This is a genomic window from Alienimonas sp. DA493, assembly GCF_043951915.1.
Taxonomy (GTDB): domain Bacteria; phylum Planctomycetota; class Planctomycetia; order Planctomycetales; family Planctomycetaceae; genus Alienimonas.
On the sequence record NZ_JBINJD010000001.1, the window covers coordinates 1 to 23,517 of the forward strand.

At 71.1% G+C, this 23,517-nt stretch carries 22 protein-coding genes and 2 tRNA genes; 16 read left to right on the forward strand and 8 right to left on the reverse strand.

Translation table 11 applies throughout. The features are described 5' to 3' along the window. The first annotated feature begins 356 nt into the window (after positions 1 to 356). Positions 357 to 1,529 carry a tyrosine recombinase XerC gene (xerC, locus tag ACG2DA_RS00005; protein ID WP_395253397.1) on the forward strand — a complete coding sequence of 391 codons (1,173 nt, stop codon included), beginning with the start codon at positions 357 to 359 and terminating at the stop codon, positions 1,527 to 1,529. 46 nt (positions 1,530 to 1,575) lie between these two features. Here xerC and ACG2DA_RS00010 read toward each other — a convergent pair. Both ACG2DA_RS00010 and ACG2DA_RS00015 read right to left on the reverse strand, forming a co-directional pair. Then, positions 1,576 to 1,649: transfer RNA gene (locus ACG2DA_RS00010), tRNA-Val, on the reverse strand. Further along, complete coding sequence (locus ACG2DA_RS00015; protein ID WP_395253399.1) at positions 1,640 to 3,145, reverse strand: ATP-binding protein; 1,506 nt, start codon at positions 3,143 to 3,145, stop codon at positions 1,640 to 1,642. Before ACG2DA_RS00015 ends, ACG2DA_RS00010 begins: the two co-directional genes overlap by 10 nt. Before the next feature lie 231 nt (positions 3,146 to 3,376). Between ACG2DA_RS00015 and ACG2DA_RS00020 the strand changes: the two genes are divergently transcribed. Continuing rightward, a complete protein-coding gene (locus ACG2DA_RS00020) occupies positions 3,377 to 5,053 on the forward strand; it encodes a hypothetical protein (RefSeq protein ID WP_395253400.1) in 1,677 nt (558 codons plus the stop codon). Positions 5,054 to 5,155: 102 nt separating this feature from the next. Here ACG2DA_RS00020 and ACG2DA_RS00025 read toward each other — a convergent pair whose 3' ends face one another. Then, positions 5,156 to 6,700 (reverse strand): hypothetical protein, encoded by a 1,545-nt coding sequence (locus ACG2DA_RS00025; RefSeq protein ID WP_395253401.1) that lies wholly within the window; start codon positions 6,698 to 6,700, stop codon positions 5,156 to 5,158. Positions 6,701 to 6,889: 189 nt separating this feature from the next. Between ACG2DA_RS00025 and ispH the strand changes: the two genes are divergently transcribed. The 11 genes from ispH to ACG2DA_RS00080 all read left to right on the forward strand — a co-directional run bounded on the left by ispH (position 6,890) and on the right by ACG2DA_RS00080 (position 17,097). After that, positions 6,890 to 7,900 carry a 4-hydroxy-3-methylbut-2-enyl diphosphate reductase gene (gene ispH, locus ACG2DA_RS00030; RefSeq protein ID WP_395253402.1) on the forward strand — a complete coding sequence of 337 codons (1,011 nt, stop codon included), beginning with the start codon at positions 6,890 to 6,892 and terminating at the stop codon, positions 7,898 to 7,900. Positions 7,901 to 8,023: 123 nt separating this feature from the next. Continuing rightward, positions 8,024 to 8,110 (forward strand) — tRNA-Ser (locus tag ACG2DA_RS00035). A 226-nt stretch (positions 8,111 to 8,336) separates the two neighbouring features. Continuing rightward, positions 8,337 to 9,137 (forward strand): (2Fe-2S)-binding protein, encoded by an 801-nt coding sequence (locus ACG2DA_RS00040; RefSeq protein WP_395253403.1) that lies wholly within the window; start codon positions 8,337 to 8,339, stop codon positions 9,135 to 9,137. Positions 9,138 to 9,140: 3 nt separating this feature from the next. Beyond that, positions 9,141 to 10,163: an FAD binding domain-containing protein gene (locus ACG2DA_RS00045; protein ID WP_395253404.1), complete on the forward strand. Its 1,023-nt coding sequence runs from the start codon at positions 9,141 to 9,143 to the stop codon at positions 10,161 to 10,163. A gap of 65 nt (positions 10,164 to 10,228) precedes the next feature. Continuing rightward, positions 10,229 to 12,532, forward strand: a complete 2,304-nt coding sequence (locus tag ACG2DA_RS00050) for a xanthine dehydrogenase family protein molybdopterin-binding subunit (protein ID WP_395253405.1) — start codon at positions 10,229 to 10,231, stop codon at positions 12,530 to 12,532. Beyond that, on the forward strand, positions 12,529 to 13,587 hold the full coding sequence (gene moaA, locus ACG2DA_RS00055; protein ID WP_395253406.1) for a GTP 3',8-cyclase MoaA: 1,059 nt from the start codon (positions 12,529 to 12,531) through the stop codon (positions 13,585 to 13,587). Before ACG2DA_RS00050 ends, moaA begins: the two co-directional genes overlap by 4 nt. Before the next feature lie 4 nt (positions 13,588 to 13,591). Beyond that, positions 13,592 to 14,539, forward strand: a complete 948-nt coding sequence (locus tag ACG2DA_RS00060) for an XdhC family protein (protein ID WP_395253407.1) — start codon at positions 13,592 to 13,594, stop codon at positions 14,537 to 14,539. 77 nt (positions 14,540 to 14,616) lie between these two features. Next, a complete protein-coding gene (locus ACG2DA_RS00065; RefSeq protein WP_395253408.1) occupies positions 14,617 to 15,255 on the forward strand; it encodes an NTP transferase domain-containing protein in 639 nt (212 codons plus the stop codon). Then, complete coding sequence (locus ACG2DA_RS00070; RefSeq protein WP_395253409.1) at positions 15,255 to 15,548, forward strand: MoaD/ThiS family protein; 294 nt, start codon at positions 15,255 to 15,257, stop codon at positions 15,546 to 15,548. Before ACG2DA_RS00065 ends, ACG2DA_RS00070 begins: the two co-directional genes overlap by 1 nt. After that, positions 15,545 to 15,943: a molybdenum cofactor biosynthesis protein MoaE gene (locus ACG2DA_RS00075; protein WP_395253410.1), complete on the forward strand. Its 399-nt coding sequence runs from the start codon at positions 15,545 to 15,547 to the stop codon at positions 15,941 to 15,943. Before ACG2DA_RS00070 ends, ACG2DA_RS00075 begins: the two co-directional genes overlap by 4 nt. Continuing rightward, entirely contained in the window at positions 15,940 to 17,097 is a 1,158-nt protein-coding gene (locus tag ACG2DA_RS00080; RefSeq protein WP_395253411.1) for a putative sulfate/molybdate transporter, read from the forward strand. Before ACG2DA_RS00075 ends, ACG2DA_RS00080 begins: the two co-directional genes overlap by 4 nt. Positions 17,098 to 17,107: 10 nt before the next feature. Here the strand turns inward: ACG2DA_RS00080 and rpsN are convergent, their stop codons facing one another. Further along, a complete protein-coding gene (gene rpsN, locus ACG2DA_RS00085; protein ID WP_395253412.1) occupies positions 17,108 to 17,377 on the reverse strand; it encodes a 30S ribosomal protein S14 in 270 nt (89 codons plus the stop codon). A gap of 120 nt (positions 17,378 to 17,497) precedes the next feature. Further along, complete coding sequence (locus ACG2DA_RS00090; protein WP_395253413.1) at positions 17,498 to 17,653, reverse strand: DUF2256 domain-containing protein; 156 nt, start codon at positions 17,651 to 17,653, stop codon at positions 17,498 to 17,500. Between the two features lie 116 nt (positions 17,654 to 17,769). Here ACG2DA_RS00090 and ACG2DA_RS00095 point away from each other — a divergent pair, with 116 nt between their 5' ends. Genes ACG2DA_RS00095 through ACG2DA_RS00105 form a run of 3 tightly spaced genes read left to right on the forward strand, consistent with a single transcriptional unit; the run spans position 17,770 to position 20,540 of the window. Beyond that, entirely contained in the window at positions 17,770 to 18,684 is a 915-nt protein-coding gene (locus ACG2DA_RS00095) for a tol-pal system YbgF family protein (RefSeq protein WP_395253414.1), read from the forward strand. Then, entirely contained in the window at positions 18,677 to 19,672 is a 996-nt protein-coding gene (locus ACG2DA_RS00100; protein ID WP_395253415.1) for an RluA family pseudouridine synthase, read from the forward strand. Before ACG2DA_RS00095 ends, ACG2DA_RS00100 begins: the two co-directional genes overlap by 8 nt. Positions 19,673 to 19,682: 10 nt before the next feature. Then, positions 19,683 to 20,540, forward strand: coding sequence for a fumarylacetoacetate hydrolase family protein (locus ACG2DA_RS00105; RefSeq protein WP_395253416.1), 858 nt, complete (start codon positions 19,683 to 19,685; stop codon positions 20,538 to 20,540). Between the two features lie 72 nt (positions 20,541 to 20,612). On the opposite strand, the gene ACG2DA_RS00110 is transcribed toward ACG2DA_RS00105, so the two are convergent. The 3 genes from ACG2DA_RS00110 to ACG2DA_RS00120 all read right to left on the reverse strand — a co-directional run bounded on the left by ACG2DA_RS00110 (position 20,613) and on the right by ACG2DA_RS00120 (position 23,490). Next, complete coding sequence (locus ACG2DA_RS00110) at positions 20,613 to 21,491, reverse strand: transglutaminase N-terminal domain-containing protein (protein ID WP_395253417.1); 879 nt, start codon at positions 21,489 to 21,491, stop codon at positions 20,613 to 20,615. A gap of 112 nt (positions 21,492 to 21,603) precedes the next feature. Continuing rightward, complete coding sequence (locus tag ACG2DA_RS00115) at positions 21,604 to 22,434, reverse strand: peptidase (protein WP_395253418.1); 831 nt, start codon at positions 22,432 to 22,434, stop codon at positions 21,604 to 21,606. Positions 22,435 to 22,524: 90 nt separating this feature from the next. Continuing rightward, positions 22,525 to 23,490, reverse strand: a complete 966-nt coding sequence (locus tag ACG2DA_RS00120; protein ID WP_395253419.1) for an alpha-E domain-containing protein — start codon at positions 23,488 to 23,490, stop codon at positions 22,525 to 22,527. Positions 23,491 to 23,517 lie beyond the last annotated feature (27 nt).

Sequence of the window (23,517 nt, forward strand, 5' to 3'; positions counted from 1 at the left end):
CGGCCACCACACCTAGGTCTGTCCCCGGGCTCTAATCGAGGACTGTCGCGAAACCCGCGTCAGAACCTTACGGGGACGGTCCGCACCCCGCAACCTCCGAAGTGTCAAAATCTGTTTACAGCTCTGATCCCTCCCCCGAACGCCCCGACGGCGGAAGCTGGCCGCCCCCGGGCCGTCACTCCACCGCCCGCTTCGCGTGGCACCTCGGCCGGTCCGAAAAAACCGTCCGCGACCTGCTCGAAGCGGCCGGGATTCAGTACGTTCCCTTTGGCTCCCTCCGTCTGTACGACTCGGAATCGGCGTGGGCCGCCCTCTGCGAACGCGGGGGAATCTCCACCGCAAAGGAATGATCGGGCATGGCCGGCAACCGGAGGCGACGCGGGGAAGGCACGCTGCAAACCCGCAAGCGGACCAATCGCAACGGGCGAAAGGTCCCTTGCGCGTGGCGCCCCCGCGTTCCCCTGGGCGGCGGCAAACATCAGTACGGGTCCTGGCACGCGACCGAGGCCGACGCCGAAGCCGAACGCCGGGCGATGCTGGCGGACCGGGATCGCGGCACGCTGGCCGCCCCGTCCGCCGTCACCGTCGGCGACATGCTCGCCGAGCGGCAGGCCGGCAAAGCCCACCTCGCCGTCAACACGCTCCACCAGTACGAACTGGCGATCGCCCACCTCCGGGACCTGCACCCGATCCCGCTGTCCAAGCTCACCACGAGCGCCGTCAAGGCGATGCTCGCCCGGTGGGAGAAGGACGACGTGGGCCAGCGGTTCCGCGAGGTCGGGTTCCGGCTGCTCGCCGAGGCGGTCCGCGTCGGGCAGGCCCGCGGGTTCGTGACCGCCTCCCCGCTGGCGGAGGTCCCCCGGCCGAAGGCGAAGCGCCGGGACGAGGACAAGTACGACCCGTTCACCGCCGACGAGATGCGGGCGATCTGCGAGGCCGCGGTCGGACTGCGGTACGCCGCCCTCTGGCCGGTCCTGTTCGCCACGGGCCTGCGGATCGGCGAAGCCCTCGGCCTGCGGCCGGAGGACGTGGATCTGACCGAACGCACGGCCCGCATCGAACAGGCGTGCAAGATGGAGCGGGGCTCCCCGGTGGTCGGCCGCCTGAAGACGAAGCGGTCCCGTCGCACGGTCCCGCTGACCGAGGCGGCGTGCGCGGCCCTGACGGACCACCTCGCCGAACGGTTGGCCGAAGGCAACGGCGGGGCGGACCTGCTGTTCTGCTCGCCGCGGGGGAGCCTCCCCCAGCACAACAACGTCCGGGCGCGATCGTGGTATCCGGCCTTGGAGCGGGCCGGCGTCCGCCCGCGGAACCCGCACCAGACCCGGCACACCTTCGCCACGCTCGCGCTCAACGCCGGCGCCCCCGTGACCGCGATCGCGGCGTGCATGGGGGACACCGTGGCGACCGTCACGCGGACGTACGCGCACGTCGTCCCCAACACCGCGAAGCTGGCGGTCGCGGCGATGGAGACGGCGATGGGCGAGGGCGGCGAACCTCACGGCAACCGGCGGATAAGTGGCCGATAAGTGGCTGGCGGGGCGGGGCGGTCGCGGGAAACGCTGGAAAAACAGATGGGCGGTACCGGACTCGAACCGGTGACATCCTGCGTGTAAAGCAGACGCTCTAACCAACTGAGCTAACCGCCCGCCGGCAGTTTAGCGACTCCCGCGGCGGCCACACCCGTGCGCCGCGGCGCCGTCCTTTCCGCCGAGGCGCCCGCAGCCGCTCCGCCATCCGACAGGGGCGCCGCGGCGGCGAATCGCAGTCGCAGGGCCAGGGCGCCGCAGCGCTCCTGAAACTGGGCGCCGGTATCGCCGGCGCCGGCTTCGACGACCTCCTGCCAGCGGTCCGGATGCTCCGCGAGGATGCGGCGGGCGAGGTGGAAGCGGCCGTCCTCGTCCAGCGGGGGCAGTTCGACCACGCGGTCGATTCGACCCGGCCGCGTTGCCGTCTGGCGTGGCGAACCGAGGGCCGGGTCGAGGCGTTCGGGATGGTTCGTCGTCACCGCGATCAACAAGCCGTCCGCCCGCTGCACGCCGTCGAGGCAGTTCAGCAGACAGTCGAACGTCAGCCCGCCCTCCTTCACCGCGACGTTCTCCCGACCGTGGAAGACGGCGTCCACGTCCTCCAACAGGGCGAGGCAGGGAGCCTCCGTGAGCATCTCCGCCCAGTTCTCCCGCATCTCGTCGTTCTTGAGGCTGGCCAAGTCGTAGGCGTACACCGGCAGGTCGAGATCTTCGGCGACCGCCCGGATCAGAGCCGTTTTCCCGGTGCCGGGCGGACCGTGGAGCAGCCAGCCGCGGCGCCAGGGCAGGCCGCGGTCGCGATACCAGTGTTCGCTGGCCTTCCAGTCGCGGGCCTCGGCGATCAGACCGCGAGCCTCCGCGTTCAGGGCGAGGGGGGCGTACGGGTTGCCCTCGCCGGCGTCCCCGCCCAGCTCCTCGAAGCCCCGTCCCAGCGGGCGGTGGGCGAGGCAGGGGCGAAGGTCGGTGTGCCCGGCGGCGCCGTGGGTGCGGCGGACCTCCTTCATCACTCCGCCGCGGTCGCCGGCGGTGCCGTGGACGAACCGCACGGTGTGCCGGCGGCCCTCGGCGGCCTGATGGCGAGTCTCGAAGGCGTTGAACCGCTCGGCGGCCCGGGCCATCAGTTCGTCCGGGTCGAGGGCGCCGCGGAGGAACAGCAGGGTGAGCGGCTTTTCCTCCCAGTTGCGGCAGGTCAGGCCGTCGTGCATCTCCTCGTCCTTCGACTCCCCCCGGCAAACCCACACCGCCGTCCGCCGCCAGCCGGAGCCGCGCCACCAAAGGCGGCCGGAGGAGGGAGTGACCTCCATCGGCACGAGCTGCACCCGCCGGACGGGCCGCACGTGCAGCATCCAGCCGAGGTAGCTTCGCGGTCCCCACCGCGAGGTGCGGAAGGAACTGCGGAGCTCCAACAGCACGGCCTCCGCCTGATAGCCCCGCACCGTCACGCTGACGATCGCGACCCGCGTGAGGTGCGTGAGGAACTCCCGCGCCTTGCCGAACGTCGCCGCGACGAGCGTCAGCGCCGCGGCCCCGCCGGCGAACTGCCAGCCGTCAACCGCCGCCAGCGGGGGAGCGGCGAGCGAGGCGACGCAGAAGAGGGAGGGGCCGAGCGACGACATAAACTTGAAGACCCCCGGCGTGCTGTGGAGGTTCGCCCGTTCGCCGTCTGCCCGTTCTCCCGATGAATATAAAAGAGGTCGGGAATGCGCCGTGGGGGCAAGCCCCCCGGCGAGAGTCGGCCTGCGCCCCCGCGGTCGCCGCCGTCTTCCTTTATCTTATGTTCGTCGGCAATGAATGCCGCCGGGGCCATTTATGCAGCCCCGCCGTTTGGATCTTTCTAGGACGACCACATGAACGAATTCACGACGTTCCGCACGCTTGCAACGGGGCTGACCCTCGCCGCGGCCGGCCTGCTCGCGGCGCCCGCCGCCGCCCAGCAGTCGCAGGGCCAAAGCGACTCCGGTTCCTCGGCCAACCAGTCTTCCCAAGCGACCCTGATGTTGCAGGGACCGACTGGCAAGGACGTGCTCTCGCTGACCCGCAATCCGCCCGGCGAGGCCAGGGCGGGTCAGGAGGTCTCGTATACGATCGACGTGAAGAACGTCAGCGACTTTCCGGTTCGCGGCGTGACCGTGACGGAGTCTTTTAAAGGGGGCTTCGAGGTCGTTTCCGCCGAGCAGAAGGGCCAGAAGAAGAATAAATCTCAGAAGAATCAGAAGAAGCAGTCATCGGACAACCAGTCCGGGAAGCAGTCCGGCAATCAAAACTCCGGTCAGCAGTCTTCCCAGAACGGCGACGAGAGCGGGGACGACCGCTTTTCCGTCGACCTCGGCGCCTTGAACGCCGGCCAGACGAAGACGGTCAGCGTCACCGGCTCCGCCCCGAAGGAAGGCACCGTGCGGGCCTGTCTGTCCGCCGACTACCGGCCGACGCTGTGCACCAGCTTCGACGTGGTCGCGCCGAACCTGAAGCTCACCCGGCAGATCCTGATCGACGCCCGTGGCGAACTGTCCGAGATGGGCATGAAGAACGCCGCCTACAACTGCGACTCCGTGGCCGTCCGCTATAGCGTGAAGAACGTCGGTTCCGGCGAGAGCCGCAGCGTGACGTTGAAGGACGACCTGCCGCAGGGGCTCGTGACGAAAGACGGCTCCAAGAACCAGATTTCCGAAGACCTCGGGACGCTGGACGCCAACGAGACCGTGACCCGCGAATATCAGCTGACGCTCGCCGACGATCGCAACAAAGGCGGCGAGTTCACCCTCTCCGCGGCCACCGCGAAGAGCAACACGGACACCGCCCGCAGCGGCGAGGACTCCGCCCCGCTGCGGATCCTCAAGCCGAACCTCACCCTGAACGTCGACGGTCCGCAGGAGCAGTACCTCGACCGTCCGGCCGAGTACACCGTGACCGTAACGAACGACTCCGAGGACCCGGCCGTGGACACGGAGATCAACCTGAATCCGCCGTCCGCCGCCGCGAACTTCAACATTCGGAGCCAGGACGCCGACGGCAACACGGTCGACGTCGGCACGCTGGAGGGCGGCGAGAGCCGTGAGTTCACCGTGACGATGACCGCGACCGATCCGGCGACCGTGAAGCTCGGCGCCGAAGCGACCGCCTACTGCGTGGACGCGGTGAAGAAGACCGCCGAAACGGAGTTCAAGGGCGTCGCCGCGATCCTGATCGAGGTCGTCGATCAGGTCGACCCGGTGCCGGTGGACGAAACCACCACCTACGAAATCTACGTGAAGAACCAGGGCTCCGCCGCGGACTCCGAGGTGCAGCTGAGCGCCACGCTGCCGGACGGCCTGGAATACGTCGAAGGCTCCGGCGACTCCAAGGTGACCGCCGAAGGCAACAAGGTGAAGTTCAAGAAGATTCCGACCGTCGCCCCCGGCGACGTCCTCTCCTGGACGGTGAAGACCAAGGCGACCGACGCCGAGAAGGTGCGGTTCCGCGTGGAACTCACCAGCGAAGCGAACAAGCGGCCCGTGTTCGAACTTGAGCCGACCACGCTCTACTGAACTCCGCTGACGCTCGGTCGAGCAATCGACCGCTGAACGAGAACGGCCCGGACGTCCCCGCGTCCGGGCCGTTTCGCTACGCGCGGCATGTGCGGGAGGCGGTCACTGCACGCCCGGCAGGCCCCAATAGCGGGCGGCCCAGTACGCGTGCAGGAAGTCGATCCCCGCGGCCCACTTGCTCGTCGGCGGACCGGTTTGCACGAACACCTCGTTTGGGTCCGCCTTCCAAACGTAGCAGTCAAACGGCCGCTGCTCGGCAATCCAGACGTCCCCGCGGGTCCCCGCCTTTTCCGCGACGACCGCCCGGCGGGAAACGGGGAACCGCCGCAGGTGTTCGACCCCGGCCTCGATCTCCCGGCGGGCCGCTTCGAACTCCGCGTTCCGCTCCTGCGGATCGGGCAGGATCGCGGCGGCTCGGCGGCCGTCCATCAACAGTCCGCCCCACAGGAAGGCCATCATGGCGTTTCGCTCCCCCCGCACGCCCCGCATGGCGAACAACGGCGTGCGGCCCATCTCGTAGAGGAAGCGACCGTCCGCCGTCGCGTTCGCCCGGCGGGCCAGTTCCCACTCCAACAACAGGGAGGCGTAACCGGCGGTCAGGGAGTGTTGCCGGTCGTTCATCCCCTTCAGCAGGGGGCTGGCGCCGACGCGCTGGGGCCGCACGAGTTGCGCGGGCCCCTCATAATAGACGTGGTGCTTGCTGCGCAGCTCCTCGAAGGCGTCCATCACTCGGTTTACGGCCCCCGGATCGGCGTTCGGGGCGTGCACGCCCAGCCCGGCGCCGCCGGCGACGATCAGGTAGGCGACCTGGGCGTTGAAGGGGATCGACTGCGGTCCGATCCGCGGGGTCAGGTCGCCGTACTCCGTCCGTTTGCCGGTGCGTTCGGTCAGGTGGTAGTCGTGACGGACGAGGTGGTCGGCCATCTCCAGCGACATCCGGGCCGCCCGTCCGCGGTCCTCCGGGCCGAGAGCGTCCCCGCACAGCAGTTGGCAGACGATCAATCCAGCCGCGATGTGGTTGACTGTGCCCTTGGCGGCGTCGGAGCGGGCGAAGATCGTCTTGCCGTTCGGCGGCTCGTACCGCAGCGACAGTTCGCCGCTGGACTTGGCGGATCGCGTGTAGCACCGCGCCGGCAGGCCGGGCTGGCCGGTCACCTTCATGCCGAGTTCCAACCCGCCCAGCAGGGTGCGGACCCACTCCAACGCCTCCGGATCGCGGGTCGCGGCCCAGCGGTAGCTCATCGCGGCCAGCAACGCCCCGTTCCAGGTGAGGGTGTCCGGGCCGGCGAGGAACGCCCCGGACTGCCCCGGCTTGCTCGGCAGCAGCGCGGTCTGATGCACGATCCCCACCGGCGCCCCGGCGGGCGTCGGTTCGAACCGCTCCAGCAGATGACGGCGGATCACGAGTTCGTACACCTCCGCCTTGACGGCGAGGGGCACCTGCCGCGTCCCGCCGTACCGGGCGGTGATGGCGGCTTCGAAGGCGGCCTGAGCCTCCGCGGAGTCGTCCGCCGGGAGCGCCAGACCGTTGAGCGAACGCACGGAGGCCTCCGCGGACAGGGCCGGCGCCGCATGCTCCGGGGAGGGGGCGTCGGCCGGTTGAGCCGGCAACGCGGCGAGCAGCAAACAACTGAGCGAACCGGTCATGCCCCTTTGTAATCCGCCCTCGGCCCCGCGGGGAACCCGCGTCCCGTAGCCGACGTGGGGATCGTCCTTCCGACGGGGAACTCGTCGAACCGCCCCGCAACGCCGCCGATCGGGTGAAGAGACGGCGACCGCCGCCGGTTCATCGGGTAGACTGCGCAGCGCCCGTTTCGCCCCCGCCGCCCGCTTTCGATGCACATTCTTCTCGCCAACCCCCGCGGTTTCTGTGCCGGGGTCAACATGGCGGTGGACGCGCTGGACCTTGCCGTGGAGCGGTTCGGCAACGGCGGTCCCCGCGGCGGGGAGGGGATCTACGTCTATCACGAGATCGTCCACAACAAAGCCGTTGTGGAGCGGTTCACCGCCGTCGGCGTGACTTTTGTGGAGCGGGTTGAGGACGTGCCGGAGGGCAGCGTGCTGATGTACTCCGCCCACGGGGTGAGCCCGGCGATCCGCGAGGCGGCCAAGGCCCGGAAGCTGTTCACCATCGACGCCACCTGTCCACTGGTCACGAAGGTGCACATCGAGGCGATCCGCTTCGCCCGGGCCGGCTACAACATCGTGCTGATCGGCCACGAGGGGCACGACGAAGTCATCGGCACCATGGGCGAGGCCCCGGAGAGCATCACGCTGGTCGATTCGCCGGAGGAGGCGGACCGGCTGGCGTTCCCGCCGCGGGAGGACGGCTCGCCGGCCCCGCTGGCGGTGCTCACCCAGACCACGCTGTCCGTCGACGAGGCCGGCCGGGTGATGAAACGCCTCCGGGAACGGTTCCCGCACCTCGAAACGCCCCGCAAGGAGGACATCTGCTACGCCACCACGAACCGACAGGAAGCGGTCCGCAAACTGGCGGAGCGGAGCGACCTGCTGTTAGTCCTCGGCAGCAAAAACTCCTCGAACAGCCTGCGTCTGGTGGAGATCGGCCAGGAATGCGGCATCCCCGGCCATTTGCTGGACGGGCCGGAGGAGCTGCGGGACGAATGGTTCGTCACGCCGGAGGGGGAGCCGATTGATACGGTGCTCGTCACCGCCGGCGCCAGCGCCCCGGAGCGGGTCGTCAAAGGCGTGGTCGACGCTCTACAGGAGCGTTACGGAGCGACGGCCAGCGAGGAAACGCTGCGGACGGAGCACGTCCGCTTCCCGCTGCCGAAAGAATTGCGGCCCGATACGCCGGGCAAAACGGTCGTCACCCTGCAGGCGTGAGGGCGTCGCGGTCGCCGGGGGGGCGGGTTCGCTTCCGGAACGCCCCCGCGAACTTGCGGCCGCGGCCGGTGTCCGTAGGATGCCGCCCCGGCCGACGTCGCGACAGCGCGTCCGCCGCAGACCGGAGAGTTGCCGGAGTGGTCGATCGGGCAGGATTGCTAATCCTGTGTACCCTTCGGGGTACCGCGGGTTCGAATCCCGCACTCTCCGCTTGAGTTCGACGGGCGGCGTCGGGGGAATCGGCCCCTGACGCCGCCCCGTCATTTGTCGCCCCCGCCCGGCGCCGTGCCGGAGCTTTCTTTCACCGCGGTTTGCATCTTCGAACCGGCCTCCGCTGAAACGCCCCGGCGGGCGACGGGGGCTCCCCCCCGTGCTGCCGCGGCGGCCGCGCTTCTACAACCGTCGGCCCGCCCAGTCCCCCCCACGGGATCGGCCGATGCCCCCGCCCGCCGCCGCGCCGCCGCGTTGTTCCAGCCTTCCGCCCTGCTGCGACGGCGACGGGGCGTTCGTCCCGGAGCCGCCCACCGCCTCGGACGGCGGCGGGGTGAGCCGCCGCACGTTTCTCGGGGCCGGCTCGGCCGGCGTCGCCCTCGCCTCCTCCGGCGGAGCGGCCGCCGGGGGGACCGCGGTCGAAGCCGAAGACGGCGAGCCCGGCGACGCGGTCCCGGTTCGCTTCACCCTCAACGGCGAGCGCCGCTCCGAGACGTTCGATCCGCGGGTGACGCTCGTGGACCTGCTTCGCGAACGCCTGGGTCTGACGGGCACGAAAAAGGGCTGCGATCACGGCTCCTGCGGTTCGTGCACCGTGCACATTCAGCGGCCCGGCGACGCGGCCCCGACGCGGCAGCTCTCCTGCCTCACGTTTGCCGCGACGCTCGACGGGGCGGAGGTGACCACCATCGAAGGGCTGCCGGCCTCCGTGGGGGCCCAGGGCGAAGCGCTGCACCCGCTCCTGGAGGCGTTCCTCCGCTGCGACGCCTACCAGTGCGGCTACTGCACGCCGGGGCAGATCATGAGCGCCGCCGCATTGCTGAAGGAGGACCCGAGCGGCGGCGGGCACGCCGGCAGCCGGGAGCAGGTCCGCGAGTGGATGAGCGGCAACCTCTGCCGTTGCGGGGCCTATCCGAACATCGTCTCCGCCGTCCGCCAAACGGCCGGGGAGGAGCCGGAGGAGGATCCGTCCGCCGCGGTGACGATTCTGCCTCCCGTCGACGCCCAGACGTCCAGGGAGGACTGATCAATGGTGCCCTTCACGCTCTCCGGCGACCCCGTCCCGGCCGACGCCGGATCTTCCGCCGCCTATTTGGCGGGCGGAACTACGATGGCGGACCTGATGAAGTTGAACGTCCTCACCCCGGAGGTGGTGACGTTCGTCCGTCCGGCCCTCTCCGCCGAGGTGACCGAGCAGGCCGACGGCCTGCGGGTCGGCGCCGGCTGCACGATGGCGGCGCTCGCGGATCATCCGGTCGTCCGCGCAAAGCTGCCGGCGGTGCGGCACGCGCTGATCCTCGCGGCCTCCCCGCAAATCCGCAACTTGGCGACCGTCGGCGGGAACCTGCTCCAGCGAACCCGTTGCCCCTACTTCCGGCACACGGAATACCGCTGCAACAAGCGGGAGCCCGGCTCCGGCTGCGACGCGCAGGAGGAGGGGGCGGACCGCTCGCTGATGGCCGTGCTCGGCGTCTCGGACCGCTGCATTGCCAACTACCCGGGCGACTTCGCCGTTGCCTTCGCGGCCCTCGGCGGCTCCGTCGAGACGGAGCATCAGGACGGCCGCCGCACGATCCCGGCAACCGACCTGCATCGGCTCCCGGGCGACGAACCGCACGAGGAAACCGTGCTGCGGCCCGGGGAACTGATCACGCACCTCCGCCTCCCGCTGTCGCCCGCCGCGGCGAACGGGTGGTACTGCAAGGTGCGGGAGCGGAGCAGCTACGCCTTCGCCCTCGCCAGTGCCGCAGTCGGACTGGAACTGGACGGGGATGCGGTCAAGAGCTGCCACGTCGCCCTCGGCGGCGTGGGCGTGAAGCCGTGGCGCTCCCCGGAGGCGGAAGCGGCACTAACCGGCGGGCCGGCGACCGACGAGGCGTTCGCGGTCGCCGCCGAGGCCGCCCTCGCCCCCGCGAGCCCGCCGGAGGGCACGGAATACAAGGTGAAACTGGCGAAGCGGACCCTCGTCTACGCCCTCCAGCGACTCCGCGACGAGGGTCCGCCCGACGACGCCACGCTGTTCGCCCTCCAGCACGGTCGCGAATTCGGCTGAGACCTCCCGCTCTCCTCGCCGCCCGTCCGCGGTTCGCTCCGCCGCCCCTCGCCCGCCCCCCGCCGATGTTCTTCGTCGACAAATCCGACACGGCCTTCGCCCCGCTGCCCCGCCTCGCTGACGAGAAGGGGGCGATCGGCCGTCCGAAGGTCCGCCGCACCGGACGGGCGAAGGTCACCGGCACGGCCGCCTACACCGCGGAGCGCGACGGCCGGCACAGCCCCGATTCGTTTCCCGGCCTGCTGCACGCGGTCGCGGTGCCGGCGACGATCGCCAAGGGGCGCGTGACGGCGATCGACGCGTCGGCCGCCGAGGCGATGGCCGGCGTCCGCCACGTGCTCACCCCCGCGAACAGCCCGAAGATCAAGGTACCGGAGGGCGCGGGCGGGCTGTCGTTCCAAAGCGTCGAACCCGCCGGCCCCGCGGGCGCGGAGTCGCAGGAGATCGTCCACGCCGGCCAGTACGTGGCGGCGGTGATCGCCGACAGCTTCGAGGCGGCCCGCGACGGGGCGATGGCCGTGAAGGTGAGTTACGAGGAGGAGCCGAACCCGCTGATCGCCATCGAGGCCGTCCGCGGCAGCCAGGAACGCCCGGAGAGCCTGATGGGCGACCCTCCGGTAATGGAGGAGGGCGACGCCGAGGCCGCCCTCAGGGAGGCGCCGCTGCGCATCGATCAGCAGTACAAGACGGACACGAATCACCACAACCCGATCGAGCCGCACGCCACGATCGCGGCGTTCCGCCGGGACGACGACGGCTCGGAGACGCTTTCGGTCCGCGACACGACGCAGAACCTTTACGGCACCCGCGGTTCGCTGGCGGAGGCGTTCGGGCTGAAGCCGGAGCAGGTCGAGGTCGTCTGCGACTACGTCGGCGGGGCGTTCGGCTCCAAGGGGGTGATGTGGCCGCAGGCCCTGCTGGCCTGCAAATGCGCGAAGCTGGCCGGGGCGCCGGTCAAGCTGGTCGTCACCCGCCGGCAGCTCTACGGCGGGACGGGCTTTCGCTCCCCCACGCTGCAGCGGGTGGGGCTCGCGGCGAAGGAGGACGGCACGCTCACCGGCATCCTGCACGAGGGGCTCACGATCACCAGCATCCGCGACAATTACAGTGACGCCGTGGTGATGGCGACGAAGGTGATGTACGCCGCCCCCAACCGCCGGCTCGCTCAGCGGCAAGGACGGTTGAACACGCAGTTGCCCACTTTCATGCGGGCTCCGGCAGAGACGCCGGGGATGTTTCCGCTCGAGTGCGCCATGGACGAACTGGCGGAGGCCGCCGGGCTCGATCCGATCGAACTGCGGGTGCGGAACGAACCCGAAAAGGACCCGACGACCGGCAAGCCGTTCTCAGACCGAAGATTCGTGGAGTGCCTGCGGGCCGGGGCGGAGCGCTTCGGCTGGGCCGACCGCCCCCTCAAGCCCCGGCAGCGCCGGGAGGGGCGCTGGCTGATCGGGACCGGCGTCGCCGCGGCGACCTATCCGGCCTTCGGCTTCCCCACGGAGGTCGAACTGACGATCCGGGCGAACGGCAGCGTGCGGGCTGTCTGCGCCACCCACGAACTGGGCACCGGCACCGCGACCGTGCAGGCCCAGACGACGGCGGACCTGCTCGGCGTGCCGGCCGGGCGGGTGACGTTCGACCTCGGCACGACCGCCTACCCTAAGGGCGGCGTCTCCGGCGGCAGCGCCACGACGCTTTCCGTCGGCTCCGCCCTCCGCGACGCCGCCGAAAAGCTGAAGGCCGCGCTGGTCCAACACGCCCCCGCCGAGTCGCCGCTGTCCGGCGCGAAGCCGGACGACGTCTCGTTCGACTCCGGCAAGCTGGTCCTCACGGAATCCGGCGAGGGCGAGGCGCTGGAGGACCTGCTCGAGGAGGCCGATCGGGCGGAACTGTCCGCGAAGGGCCGCTACTCCCCCGGCGAGAGCGATTACTCCAAGCACAGCTTCGGCGCCACGTTCGTCGAGGTGGGCGTCGACGAGGAGTTCGGTTTGGTCCGCGTCCGCCGGATGCTGGGGTGCTACGCCTGCGGCACGATCCTCAACCGCAAGCTCGGCCGCAGCCAGTTTCTCGGGGGGATGGTGATGGGCATCGGCTCCGGCCTGCTGGAGGTCACCCACCACGACACGCGGCTCGCTCGCTGGACAAACGACAACCTCGCCGAGTATCACGTGCCGGTGAACGCGGACGTCCCCGACATCGACGTGATGTGGATCGACGCCCCGGACTTCAACGCCTCCCCCATCGGAGCGAAGGGCATCGGCGAGATCGGCATCACCGGCGTCAACGCGGCGTTCGCCAACGCCGTCTGGCACGCGACGGGCAAGCGTCACCGCAGCTGCCCGATCACCCCCGAGATGGTGATGGCTTGACGAGTCTGCCCATCCTGTCCGGGACGCCCGCTTTCGAAGCGGCGTCCGGCTCGCCGTCGACGACGATCGTCGACCGCCTGACCGATCGATACGCCCGTACCTTCCGCAGCCTGCGGGTGTCGCTGACGCCGGCCTGCAATTTCGCCTGCGTGTACTGCCGGCCGGCGGACCATCGCACCTTCAAGCACGGTTCGGAGCTCCTGAGCCTCGGCGAGATCGCCCGGGTCGTCCAGGTCGCCGCGGGGCTCGGCTTTCGCAAGGTCCGGCTGACCGGCGGCGAGCCGCTGGTCCGGCCGCACGTGCCGGACCTCGTCGCCGATCTGAAGTCGATCCCCGGCGTCCGGCAGGTCGCGCTGACGACGAACGGCTCGCTGCTGCCCCGGCACGCCGCCCGGCTGCGGTCGGCGGGGCTGGACCGGGTGAACGTCTCGCTGGATTCGCTGAACCGGGAAGCGGCCGCCAAACTGGCCGGCCGCGACGTGCTGTCCGATGTGCTGGAGGGCCTCGACGCCGCCGCGGAGGCCGGCCTGCCGGTCAAGCTGAACGTCGTGCCGGTCCGCGGCGTGAACGACCACGAATGCCTCGACCTGGCGCTGTACGGGGCGGAGCGCGGTTGGGAGGTGCGGTTCATCGAATACATGCCGATGGGGCTCGTCGCCCGGTCGCTGCCGGACGCCACCGTGCCCACGGCCGAACTGCGGGAACGGCTGTCGGAACGGTTCGACCTCCGCCCCGACCCCGAGGTGCCCGCCAGCGACCCCGCCCGCGGCTGGGTCTGTCGTCGCACCGGCGCCCGGATCGGGTTCATCTCCAGCCTGACCGAGAACTTCTGCGCCGCCTGCGACCGCATGCGGCTGACCGCTGAGGGACAGCTCCGCCCGTGTCTGCATCAGGACGTCGGCGTCGACCTGCGGGAGCCGTTGCGGGCCAGGGCGACCGACGACGAATTAGCCGCCCTCTTCCAGAGGTCGGCCGACCGGAAGTGGGCGGGCCACGAGATGACCGCCGCCGAACCGCGCTTCTCGGAGCGGGACATGATCTCGCTGGGGGGCTGAGGCGGTGCGGAGCCTGCGGGAGGTGCTGGCGTTCGCGGACCGCCTGGAGCCCGGCGAGACCGCCGCGGTTTGCACCGTCGTCCGCGTGACCGGCAGCGCCTACGGCCGGCCCGGCGCCCGGCTGATCCTCACGCCGGACGGGCGGCGGGCCGGGTACGTCTCCGGCGGGTGCCTGGAGAAGGAACTGGCCCGGCGGGTCTGGGACGCGACGGCTGAGGGGCCCCGAACGCTTGCCTTCGACACCCGCGGCAACCCCCGCGACCCGGGCGGCGCCTACAACGCCGGCTGCGACGGCGTGATCGAGGTGCTCTGCGAACGGCTGGACGGAGTTGAGGCGGGGAACGATCCGGGCGGCCTGCGGGCGGCGCGGCAGGCCGTGGAGACCGGTGAGCCGGTGCATCGCACGGCGGCGGGGTTTGACGAGGTGATCGAACCGCCGCGACCGCTGACGATCTTCGGGGCCGGCGACGACGCCCGTCCGCTGTGCGAACTGGCCGGCGTGATGGGCTGGGCGGTCACGGTCGTCGCCAAGCAGCCGGACCTCGCCGTGCCCGCCCGATTCCCCGACGCGGAGCGGGTACTGTGCGCCGATCCGGCGACGGTTCTCGACCGGCTCGCCCTCCGCCCGCACGCCGCCGCGGTCGGGCTGACGCACGACTACGAGGGCGACGTTCGCCTGCTCCCCGGGCTGCTGAACAGCGAGATCGGCTACGTCGGCCTGCTCGGCCCGAAGCGGCGGGCCGGCCGTCTGATGACCGACCTGCACGCCGCCGGCCGCCTGCCGCCGCCGGACCGGCTAGGGAAACTTCGCACGCCGGTCGGGTTGGACCTGGGGGCGAGAAATCCGGAAGAGATCGCCGCGGCGGTCGTCGCCGAGATCGTCGCCCATTTCCGCGGCCGCGGCGGCGGGTTCCTCTCCGACCGGGACGCTCCAATCCACGACCCCGGCTGACTGGGAGCCGTCCCGCGGCCGCACTTCTCGCCCCGTCGCCGCTGGGCAAACGCCGCGGCAGCCCCACAATGGCCCCGATGCCCCGTCCCGGACTGCCGCAGAAGCTCGCCCCGGTCGACGACTGCGCCGCAATCGTGCTGGCCGCGGGGGCGTCGAGTCGGTTCGGCTCGCCCAAGCCGCTGGCGCCGTGGGGCGAGGGGACGCTGCTCGAGCAGGCCGTCCACGCCGCCGAGGCCGCCGGCTGCTGGCCGATCGTCGTGGTGGTCGGCTGCGACGCCGCCCGGGTGGCGCGGGCCGTTCCGGCCGCGGCGGCCGTGGCGATCAACCCCCGCTGGGCTGAGGGGCAGGGGACGAGTCTCGCCGCCGGCTTCGAGGCCCTCGCCGGCGGTCAGGAGCCGACCCGCACGCTGATCCTGCCCGTCGATCTGCCCCGCGTCGGTCCGGACGAACTGAAACAGGTGATCACGGCGAGCAAAACCGAGGGCGTCGCCGCCGCCGCGGCGAGCTTTCCCGACGGCGCCGGCGGGGAGGCGTTCGGCCCGCCCGTCTGCGTGACGCCGTCGCTCTACCAGGCGTTGCGGGACTGCACGCCGGAGGGCGGGGCGAAGCCGATCCTCGCTGGGCTGGGCGACGGGCTCGCCCGGGCGCCGCTGCCGGCCGCCGCGGAGGACGTGGACACCCCCGCCGACCTCGCCGCCGCGCAAGCCGCCTCCTGATGAGTTCTCCCCCCGATTCGCCCCTCTCCGCCCCGGCGAGGACCGGCCGCACCGTTGAGGTCCGACTGTTCGGCCCGCAGGCCCGCTTGGCGGGGGCGGACCGGGTGGCGGTGCCGGCGCCGCAAACGGCAACGGTCGCCGACCTGAGAGCCGCGCTCTCCGCTGCCTGCGAGCCGCTGCGGCCCTCGTTGAAGAACAGCCGCTTCGCCGTCGATCATGAGTACGTTGCGGACGACGCCCTGATCCCGTCGGGGGCGGAGGTGGCGCTGATCGGCCTGGTGAGCGGCGGATGAGCGTCCCGGTTCCCCCCGTCCGCCTGCACGACGGCCCGCTGCCGACGGACGGCCCCGACGCGTCCCCCGGCTGCGGGGCCGTGCTCACCTTTGAAGGCATCGTGCGGCCGATGGAGCCGGACGGCGCCGAGACCCGGCCGCTGGCTGCGCTCCGATACGAGGCCTACGAGCCGATGACGAGCCGGGAGCTGGACCGCCTGCGGGCAGCCTGCGCCGAGGAGTTCGGGGCGACGCTGGCGGTGGAGCACAGCGTTGGCGAGGTGCCGGTGGGGGCGTGCAGCTTCCGACTGCGGGTGGCGACGCCCCACCGGGCGGCGGCGCTGGCCTGTTGCGGAGCGTTCGTCGACCGGATGAAACGGGACGTGCCGCTCTGGAAGGTCCCGGTGTGGGCGTGACGGCGCCCGATGCGGCGACGGTCGAAGCGGAAGACGGGCGACGACTGCGGTTCGGCCCGGCGGAGTGGTCCGGCGGGCTGGGGGACCTCGGCACGTTCCTACCGGTGACGGTGTCGCTCTGTCTGGTGTGCGAACTGAACCTCGCCGCCGTGATGATTTGGGCGGGCCTGTTGAACGCGGTGACCGGCCTGCTGTTCCGGCAACCGATCCCCGTGCAGCCGATGAAAGCGATCGCGGCCCTGGCGATCGCCGGCGGCCTGACCGCCGGCGCGGTGCGGACCGCGGGGGTGGGGACGGGGCTCGTCGTCCTGTTACTAGGCGTGCTCGGCGTCGCGGACCGGCTGGGCCGCTGGATTCCCGCGGCCGTGGTGCGGGGCCTGCAGTTTGGCGTCGGGGCGGCGCTGGCGATCCGCGGCGGCCGATGGCTGCTGGAGGACGCCGCCTCGTTCTGGCTCGCCGCCCCCGTCTCCGCGGCCGTGCTGCTGGCGCCGCGCTGGCCGCGGGTTCCGCTACTGGTCATCGTCGTGGCCGCCGGGCTGACGGCCGGGGCCCTGGTGGACGGGACCGCGGCGCCGACGCCGCCGTTCATGGCGCTCCCGACGGAGGCGGAATGGCGGACCGGGATGCTCGAACTGGCGCCGGCCCAGCTTCCGCTGACGCTGCTCAACAGCGTGGTGGCCGTCTGCCTGCTGTCGGCCGACTACTTTCCGGGCCGCGGCGTCTCGCCGGGGAAGATGGCAAGCTCCGTGGGGGCGATGAACCTGCTCGCCGTCCCGCTGGGCGGGATGCCCGTCTGCCACGGCGCCGGCGGGCTGGCGGCCCAGTACCACTTCGGCGCCCGCACCGGGGGGGCGGTGGTTCTTCTCGGCGGAATGAAGATCGCCGCGGGGCTCGCCCTGCTGCTCGTCCCGGCGGGGGCGATCACGGCCTTTCCGCGGCCGATCCTCGCCGTGCTGCTGCTCGCCGCCGGCTGGCGACTGGCGAGCGCCGCCGGAGCGATGCGGGGCGGCACGGGCGTCGCCGTAACGGTCGCCACCGGGGCCGGCGTCGCGTTCGCCGGCACGCTCTGGGGCGTGGGCGGGGGACTGCTGCTCTGGCTCGCCCTGCGGACGACGCGACGGTTCGTTAGCCGCCCTCCTGCAGAGAGCGGCTAACGGGGGAGGCTCACCAGCTGGCTTTGGTCATGCCGGGGATCAGGCCGTCGAGGGCCATGTCCCGCAGCATGATCCGGGAGATCTGGAACTTGCGGTAGGTGCCCCGCATCCGCCCGGTCAGCTTGCAGTAGCGGCGGTAACGGGTCGGGCTGCTGTTCCGGGGCAGGGCGGCCAGACCGTCGTAGTCGCCGGCTTCCTTCAGCTTGGCGCGTTTGGCGGCGTAACGCTCGATCAGCCGAGCGTTCCGCTTCATTTTTTCAATCTTGCCCTTGGAAGCCATCGAGCGGGGTCCCGCGGCGCGGGAGTTCTAAACGGGGAAAATGTACGGGGGGACAGCGGACGGACCGGCCGCGGGTCGGGCATCATAGGGACGCCGGGCCGTCTCGCAACCGCGGTCGCCTCATTGCACCTTGCGTTTGCCGGCGCGTCGGCACGCCTCGGAGCAGTAGCGGACGTTTTCCCAGTCGCGTTCCCACTTCTTCCGCCACCGGAAGGGCCGCCCGCAGACCGGGCAGATCTTCGTCGGCAGGTCGCGCGGGGCGGGGGAGCGGGGCACGATATCAACGCGGGCGCGGGCGGCGGGCGTGATTGACCGGACGGGGGCGGGATCTTACCGTCCTCGGTTCGCCCCGGCGGCCGGATCGCCGCCCCAGTCTTTGCATAAAGCGACGGATGAAGTCCGAAGAGCGGCAGGCCCTCCAGCAGAACGAACTGGAGCAGGAATACGTCGGCCACCTGAAGCCGTTCCTGGAAAAGTACGGCCGGCTGGTCGCGCTGGTCGCGGTCGCGGTCGTGCTGCTGTTCGTAGCCTTCAGCGTCTGGCGCGGGGCGAATCGCGCCAACCGCGAAGCCGGCTGGCCGGCGCTGTTCGAGGCGCAGAGCGTCGCCGAACTGGAAGCCGTCGCCGACGAGGAACTCAGCGGCACGACGAACGCCACCGCCTGGGCCCACCTGCGGGCCGGCAACACGTTCCTCGCCACGGCCTCCGGCGCCGCGTTCACCGACCGCAAGGGCGCCGAGGACGATCTCGCCTCGGCGAAGAAGCACTTCGAGGCGGCGCTCGCCTTCGAGGGCGCCCCTTCCGCCGTCCGGGCCCAGGCCCTCTACGGCTTGGCCAGCGTGGAAGAAGCCACCTCCGCCGGCGACGTGAAGGCGGCGACCGACCTCTACAACCGGCTGATCGCCGACTACCCCAGCTCCCCGCTGGTCCCGGCCGCCGAACTGCGGCTGGAAACGCTGAAGCGCTCCTCCACCGGCCCGTTCCTCGCCTGGTTCGACAAGCAGAACCCGCAGCAGGAAGACCTCGCCCGCCCGCTGGATAACGTGCCGGCCGAGGACGGGGACGACGCCCTGCTCCCCGGCGTCGAGGGCGCCGCCCCGGACGCTCCCGCCGCCCCGGAGACGGAGCCAGAGACCGCAGACGCCCCGATGGCGCCGACGGACGCGTCGCCCGAGCCCGTGGCCAGCGAGACGTCGGAGTCGACGCCGGCCCCGGAATCCGACGGCGAGCCGACGCCGGAGACCCCCGAGAGCGGCGACGGCGAGAGCGGCGAAGGCGACGAGACCCCGGCTCCCGGCGGTGAGTGACGCGGAACGCAGGACCCTCTCCGTCGGGGAGGCCGAAGCGGGGGAGCGGGTGGACGTCGCTCTGGCCGGGATGTTCCCGGAGCACAGCCGCTCCGCATTGCAGAAGGCGGTGAAGGCCGGGGCGGTGACGCTCAATGGCGGCCCCGTGAAAAGCGGCTACCGGCTGCGGGAGGGCGACGTGCTCTGCGGCGCCGCCCCGGAGGCGACCGCCCCCACCGTCCCGCCGGAGGACCTGCCGCTGGACGTGCTGTTCGAGGACGAACGGCTGATCGTCGTCAACAAGGCGGCCGGGATGATCGTGCACCCCGGCCGGGGGAATCCGACCGGCACCCTCGCCGCGGCGTTGCAGCACCGGTTCGACACGCTGTCGGACGCCGGCGGGGAGCACCGCCCCGGCATCGTGCACCGACTCGACCGCGACACCAGCGGCGTGCTGGTGGTCGCCAAAGACAACCCGGCCCACGCGGCCCTCAGCGATCAGTTCGCGAAACGGACGGTCAAGAAGGAGTACGCCGCGATCGCTCGGGGCGTGCCGGGGTTCGATTCGGACTGGATCGAAACTCATGTCCGCACCGACCCGCGGGTGCGGGAGCGGATGCAGGTCTGCGATCCCGGCGGCAACGCCCGGTCTGCTCGGACCTTCTACGAGGTCGCCGAACGCTTCCCGCCGAAGGACGGTCGGGGGACCGGCTACACGCTGTTCCGCCTGTTCCCGCACACCGGCCGTACGCATCAGCTACGGGTGCACCTCCGGCACCTCGGGCACCCGATCGTCGCGGACGCCATGTACGGCGGCGGGAAATCCTTCACGGAGGCGGAGGCCCGCGGGGAGACGAAGCCCGGCGGCCGGACGTTCCTCCGTCGGCAGGCGCTGCACGCCCGTCGGCTGGAGTTCGATCACCCGGCGAGCGGCGAGCGTCTCGTCTTCGAGGCGCCACTGCCCGCGGACATGACGGCGGCGCTCGACGCTCTGCGCGACGCCCGCTAGCCTGCCGGGCATGCACCTCGCCCGCTTCTCCCTCGCCGCCGCCGCCGCACCGCTCGTTGGGTTGCTGGAGGAAGAGGGGCGGATCGTGGCCCTCGGCGACGCCGGCGACGGCCTGACGCTGTCGGCGCTGCTGCATGCGGACGACCCCGCCGACCGCGTGCGCCGCTGCGCCCGGGGCGAATCGTTTCGGCTGGACGACGTCCGCCTGCTTCCGCCGGTCGAGCGGCAGGAAGTGTGGGCGGCGGGGGTGACCTACAAGCGGTCGCAAGTTGCCCGGATGAGCGAATCCGAGGCCGCCGCGGACCATTACGACCGCGTCTACACCGCCGACCGGCCGGAGCTGTTCTTCAAATCGACGCCGGAGCGCGTCGTGGCGGACGGCGAACCGATTCGCGTGCGGTCGGACAGCCGCTGGACCGTGCCGGAACCGGAACTGACGCTGCTCGTGGCCCCCGACGGCCGCATCGTCGGCTACGCCGTGGGCGACGACGTCTCCGCCCGGGACATCGAGGGCGAGAACCCGCTCTACCTGCCGCAGGCGAAGACCTACGACGGCTCCTGCGCCCTCGGTTCGAGCGTGCTGCTGGCCGACGGGCCGCTCGATCTGGCCGCAACCACGATCACGCTCACAATCGAACGGGACGGCGCCACGGCCTACGAGGACAGCACCGACCTGTCCCAGATGAAGCGGTCGCTGGAGGAGCTCGTCGGCTGGCTGACGAAGGAGTATTCGATCCCCGACGGCGCCGCCCTGATGACCGGCACCGGACTGGTGCCGCCGGACCAGTTCACCCTGGAGGAGGGGGACGCGGTCACCATCGCGATCGCCGGCGTCGGCACGCTGCGGAACCCGGTCGTGCAGGGGTAGTGTCCGCTGTGCGGACCCCCGGCCCAGTCAGCGATCGCCAAGAATACGGTCCGCGGAGCGGACCCTACGGCCTCACTGCTGGCTCTGCGCGGCTTGGTAGGAGGCCTTGTGGCCCTCGGTCATCACCACGTCGAGGTCGAAGTCGATCGTCGTCTCGGCCTGCCCGGAGAAGCCGCCGGAGATCGGCATGCAGAACTGCGGGTCCGCCGAGGCGGTCACAGTCACGTGCCGATCGGCGACGGCGAGGCCGCGGGTCGGATCGAAGGCCCGCCAGCCGCCGCCGGGCAGGAAGACCTCCGCCCAGGCGTGCAGTTCCGGCTCGCCGCCGCTCTCCGGCGGGCTGGTGTACCCGCTGACGAACCGGCAGGCGAGGTCCTGCGTCCGGCAGGCGTCGATGAACAGCACGGCGAGATCCCGGCAGGCCCCGCCTCCTTCCAGCACCTCGGAGGGCGTGAACGGTTCGCCCGTCTCCCGATAGCGGACCGGGCAGCGGCGGTGGATCTCGCTGTTGAGGGCCGTCAGGAAGTTGATCGGGTTCGGGTTCTCCTCCGCCAGCCGGGCCGCCATCTTGGCGACCGGATCGCCGGCCGGGATCTTGCCGGGCACCCGGGCCATCGAGGGGATCAGCAGCGGGCCGAAGTCGCCGTAGTCGACCGGCAGCTCGGTCGCCTCGATGAGGAAGTCGAAGGGGTTGTCCCGAATGATCTCCACCGTCAGCAGGGCGGTAATCGTCAGTCGGTCCGTCTCGCCGTTGAACCAGACGACCTCCGTGGCGTTGCCCTCGGCGTCGAGGTCTTCGGTCCGGCCGACGGGCTGGGGGGCGATGGAGAGGGTGTGGGCGATGCAGCGCTGGCCGGCCCCGTCGCGGGGCCGGAACCGCAGCGTCTGCGGGCCGAGGGTGACCGGGGCGCTGTAGCGGTACCGGGTCGTGTGACGGACGTTGAAGCGCACCGAGAGCTTTCAAGACGGTGGCGGCCGGGACGGGCGTTTCCCTCGGCCGGAGGTGGGACGGCATTCTATCCGGCGGCCCGAAAGCGGACCGGGAGGAACCCGCGTGCCGCGGTCAGGTGCCGTACTGGTCCGGACGGTGGGCCTCGAACACGTCGCCCCACTCAGAAGGGACCATCTCCCGCAGGGGTTCCAGCCAATTGCTGGGAATCTGGCGGATGCTGTTCCGCAGCCGGTCCTGCCACCAGTCGGTAATTTCGGTGAGTTCCGCCTGGGTGAACCGGCGTTCGATCGTGCGGAAGCCGCCTTTTTTGTAGAGCACGATGTCGATCGGCGGCCCCACGTCGGCGGCGCTGATGCGGGTCGAGTCGAACGCTAAACAGCCCACCTTCAGGGCGAACCGCATCGGGTCCTCGTACTTGAGGGTCCGATCCAGCACCGGCTTGCCGTACCCGCCGGCGCCGATGATCTGGTAGGGCGTGTCCCGCTCCACGCCGACCCAATTCCCCTCGGGGTAGACGAGAAACAGCCGGTGCTGATCGTCGCCGTGCATCTGCCCGCCGATCAGGGCGTGGATATTCAGGTCCAGCCCCGACGCGCGGAGGGCCTCGCCGTCCTCCTTCGCCACTTTGCGGATCTGCGAGGCGAGCAGGTTGGCCACCTCGAACAGCCGGTTCTCCACGGTGCGGCCGGGACGGGCGATCTCGTCCTCGAAGTAGGTGAGGGCCTTGTCGCGGGCGCTGCGCAGACCGCTGGTCATCACGAAGCAGGAACCCGCCGGGCGGTCGCCGCCATGCGTGCGATAGCCGGGCGCGTCCTCGGCGAGCGGCGGAAAATCGTAGACGGAGACCTTTTTGGCGGCGATCACCTCGCTGCCGGTCGTCACGCGGGTGTCGGAGAGGCCGACGATGCCGTCCTCCACCTTCATCGCGAGACAAAACGTCATGGGCGAACCTTCAACGGGCGACGGCGAACCGTCGGAGCGGGGGGCGTCGGCAATACAGCGTCCGGGGACGGCGGGCAGTGTACCGCGGCCTCAGCTGATTTGCGGAGCGAAGAACGTCTCGAACACCGCGTCCCCCGTCTGATTGAGTTGCCGCTGCGTGGAGTCGAGGAACTCGTGCATGCCGCCGGCGACGATCTCGTCGGCCCGGGTGAACGCCAGCCCGGCGTGCAACTTGCCCAGCCGCTGCTCCGCGGCGCTGGCGAAGGTGCCGGACGGCGTGCCGGTGATCGCGTGCAGGGCGCCGTCCGCCTGGGCCAGACAGGAGAGCACGCTGCGGGGGAACTGGAGGTCGAGCACCAGGAAGTCGACCACGTCCCGCGGGGTGATCCGACCGTGCTTCTGCCGGTACATCTGCAGGGCCCCGGCGCTGCGGAGCAGGGCGGCCCACTGGAGCGAATCGAACGGCGTGCCCACGTCCTCCGGTTCGGGAAGGAGCAGGTAATACTTCACGTCGAGGATCCGGGTCGTCTTGTCCGCCCGCTCGATGCTGCGGCCCAGGCGGCAGAACTGCCAGGCCTCGCCGTGGGTCATGGTCGCGTCGGTGACGCCGAGGAATTGCTGGCCGGCCTGCCGGACCTTCTCGAAGAACTCCTGCGGTTCGTGGACGGGCCCCTCGCCGTTGCGGGATTCGCAGGCCTCGGCGACCATCAGGTGGAACTGGTTGAGGTGCTCCCACATCTCCTCGGAGATGCACTCCCGCACGGTGCGGGCGTTCTCCCGGGCGGTCGCCAAACAACTGCGGACGCTGTTGGGATTTTCCGCGTCGAGGGCGAGGAAGCGGATGACGTTCCGCCGCGTCGGCACGCCGAAGCGCTGGGAGAACGCATCGTCGTCGCCGCTGGTGACGACCAGCGGGTGCCACTGCTCCCCCTCGCCGGACGAGCCCGGCAGGTCGAGGGAGAGGTTCAGGTTCACGCCGATGAAGCGGGCGACGTTCTCCGCCCGCTCCACGAGGCGGCTCATCCAATAGACCGATTCGGCGACTCGAGACAGCATGACGGGCGGGGGGCGAAGGCTGGCGGG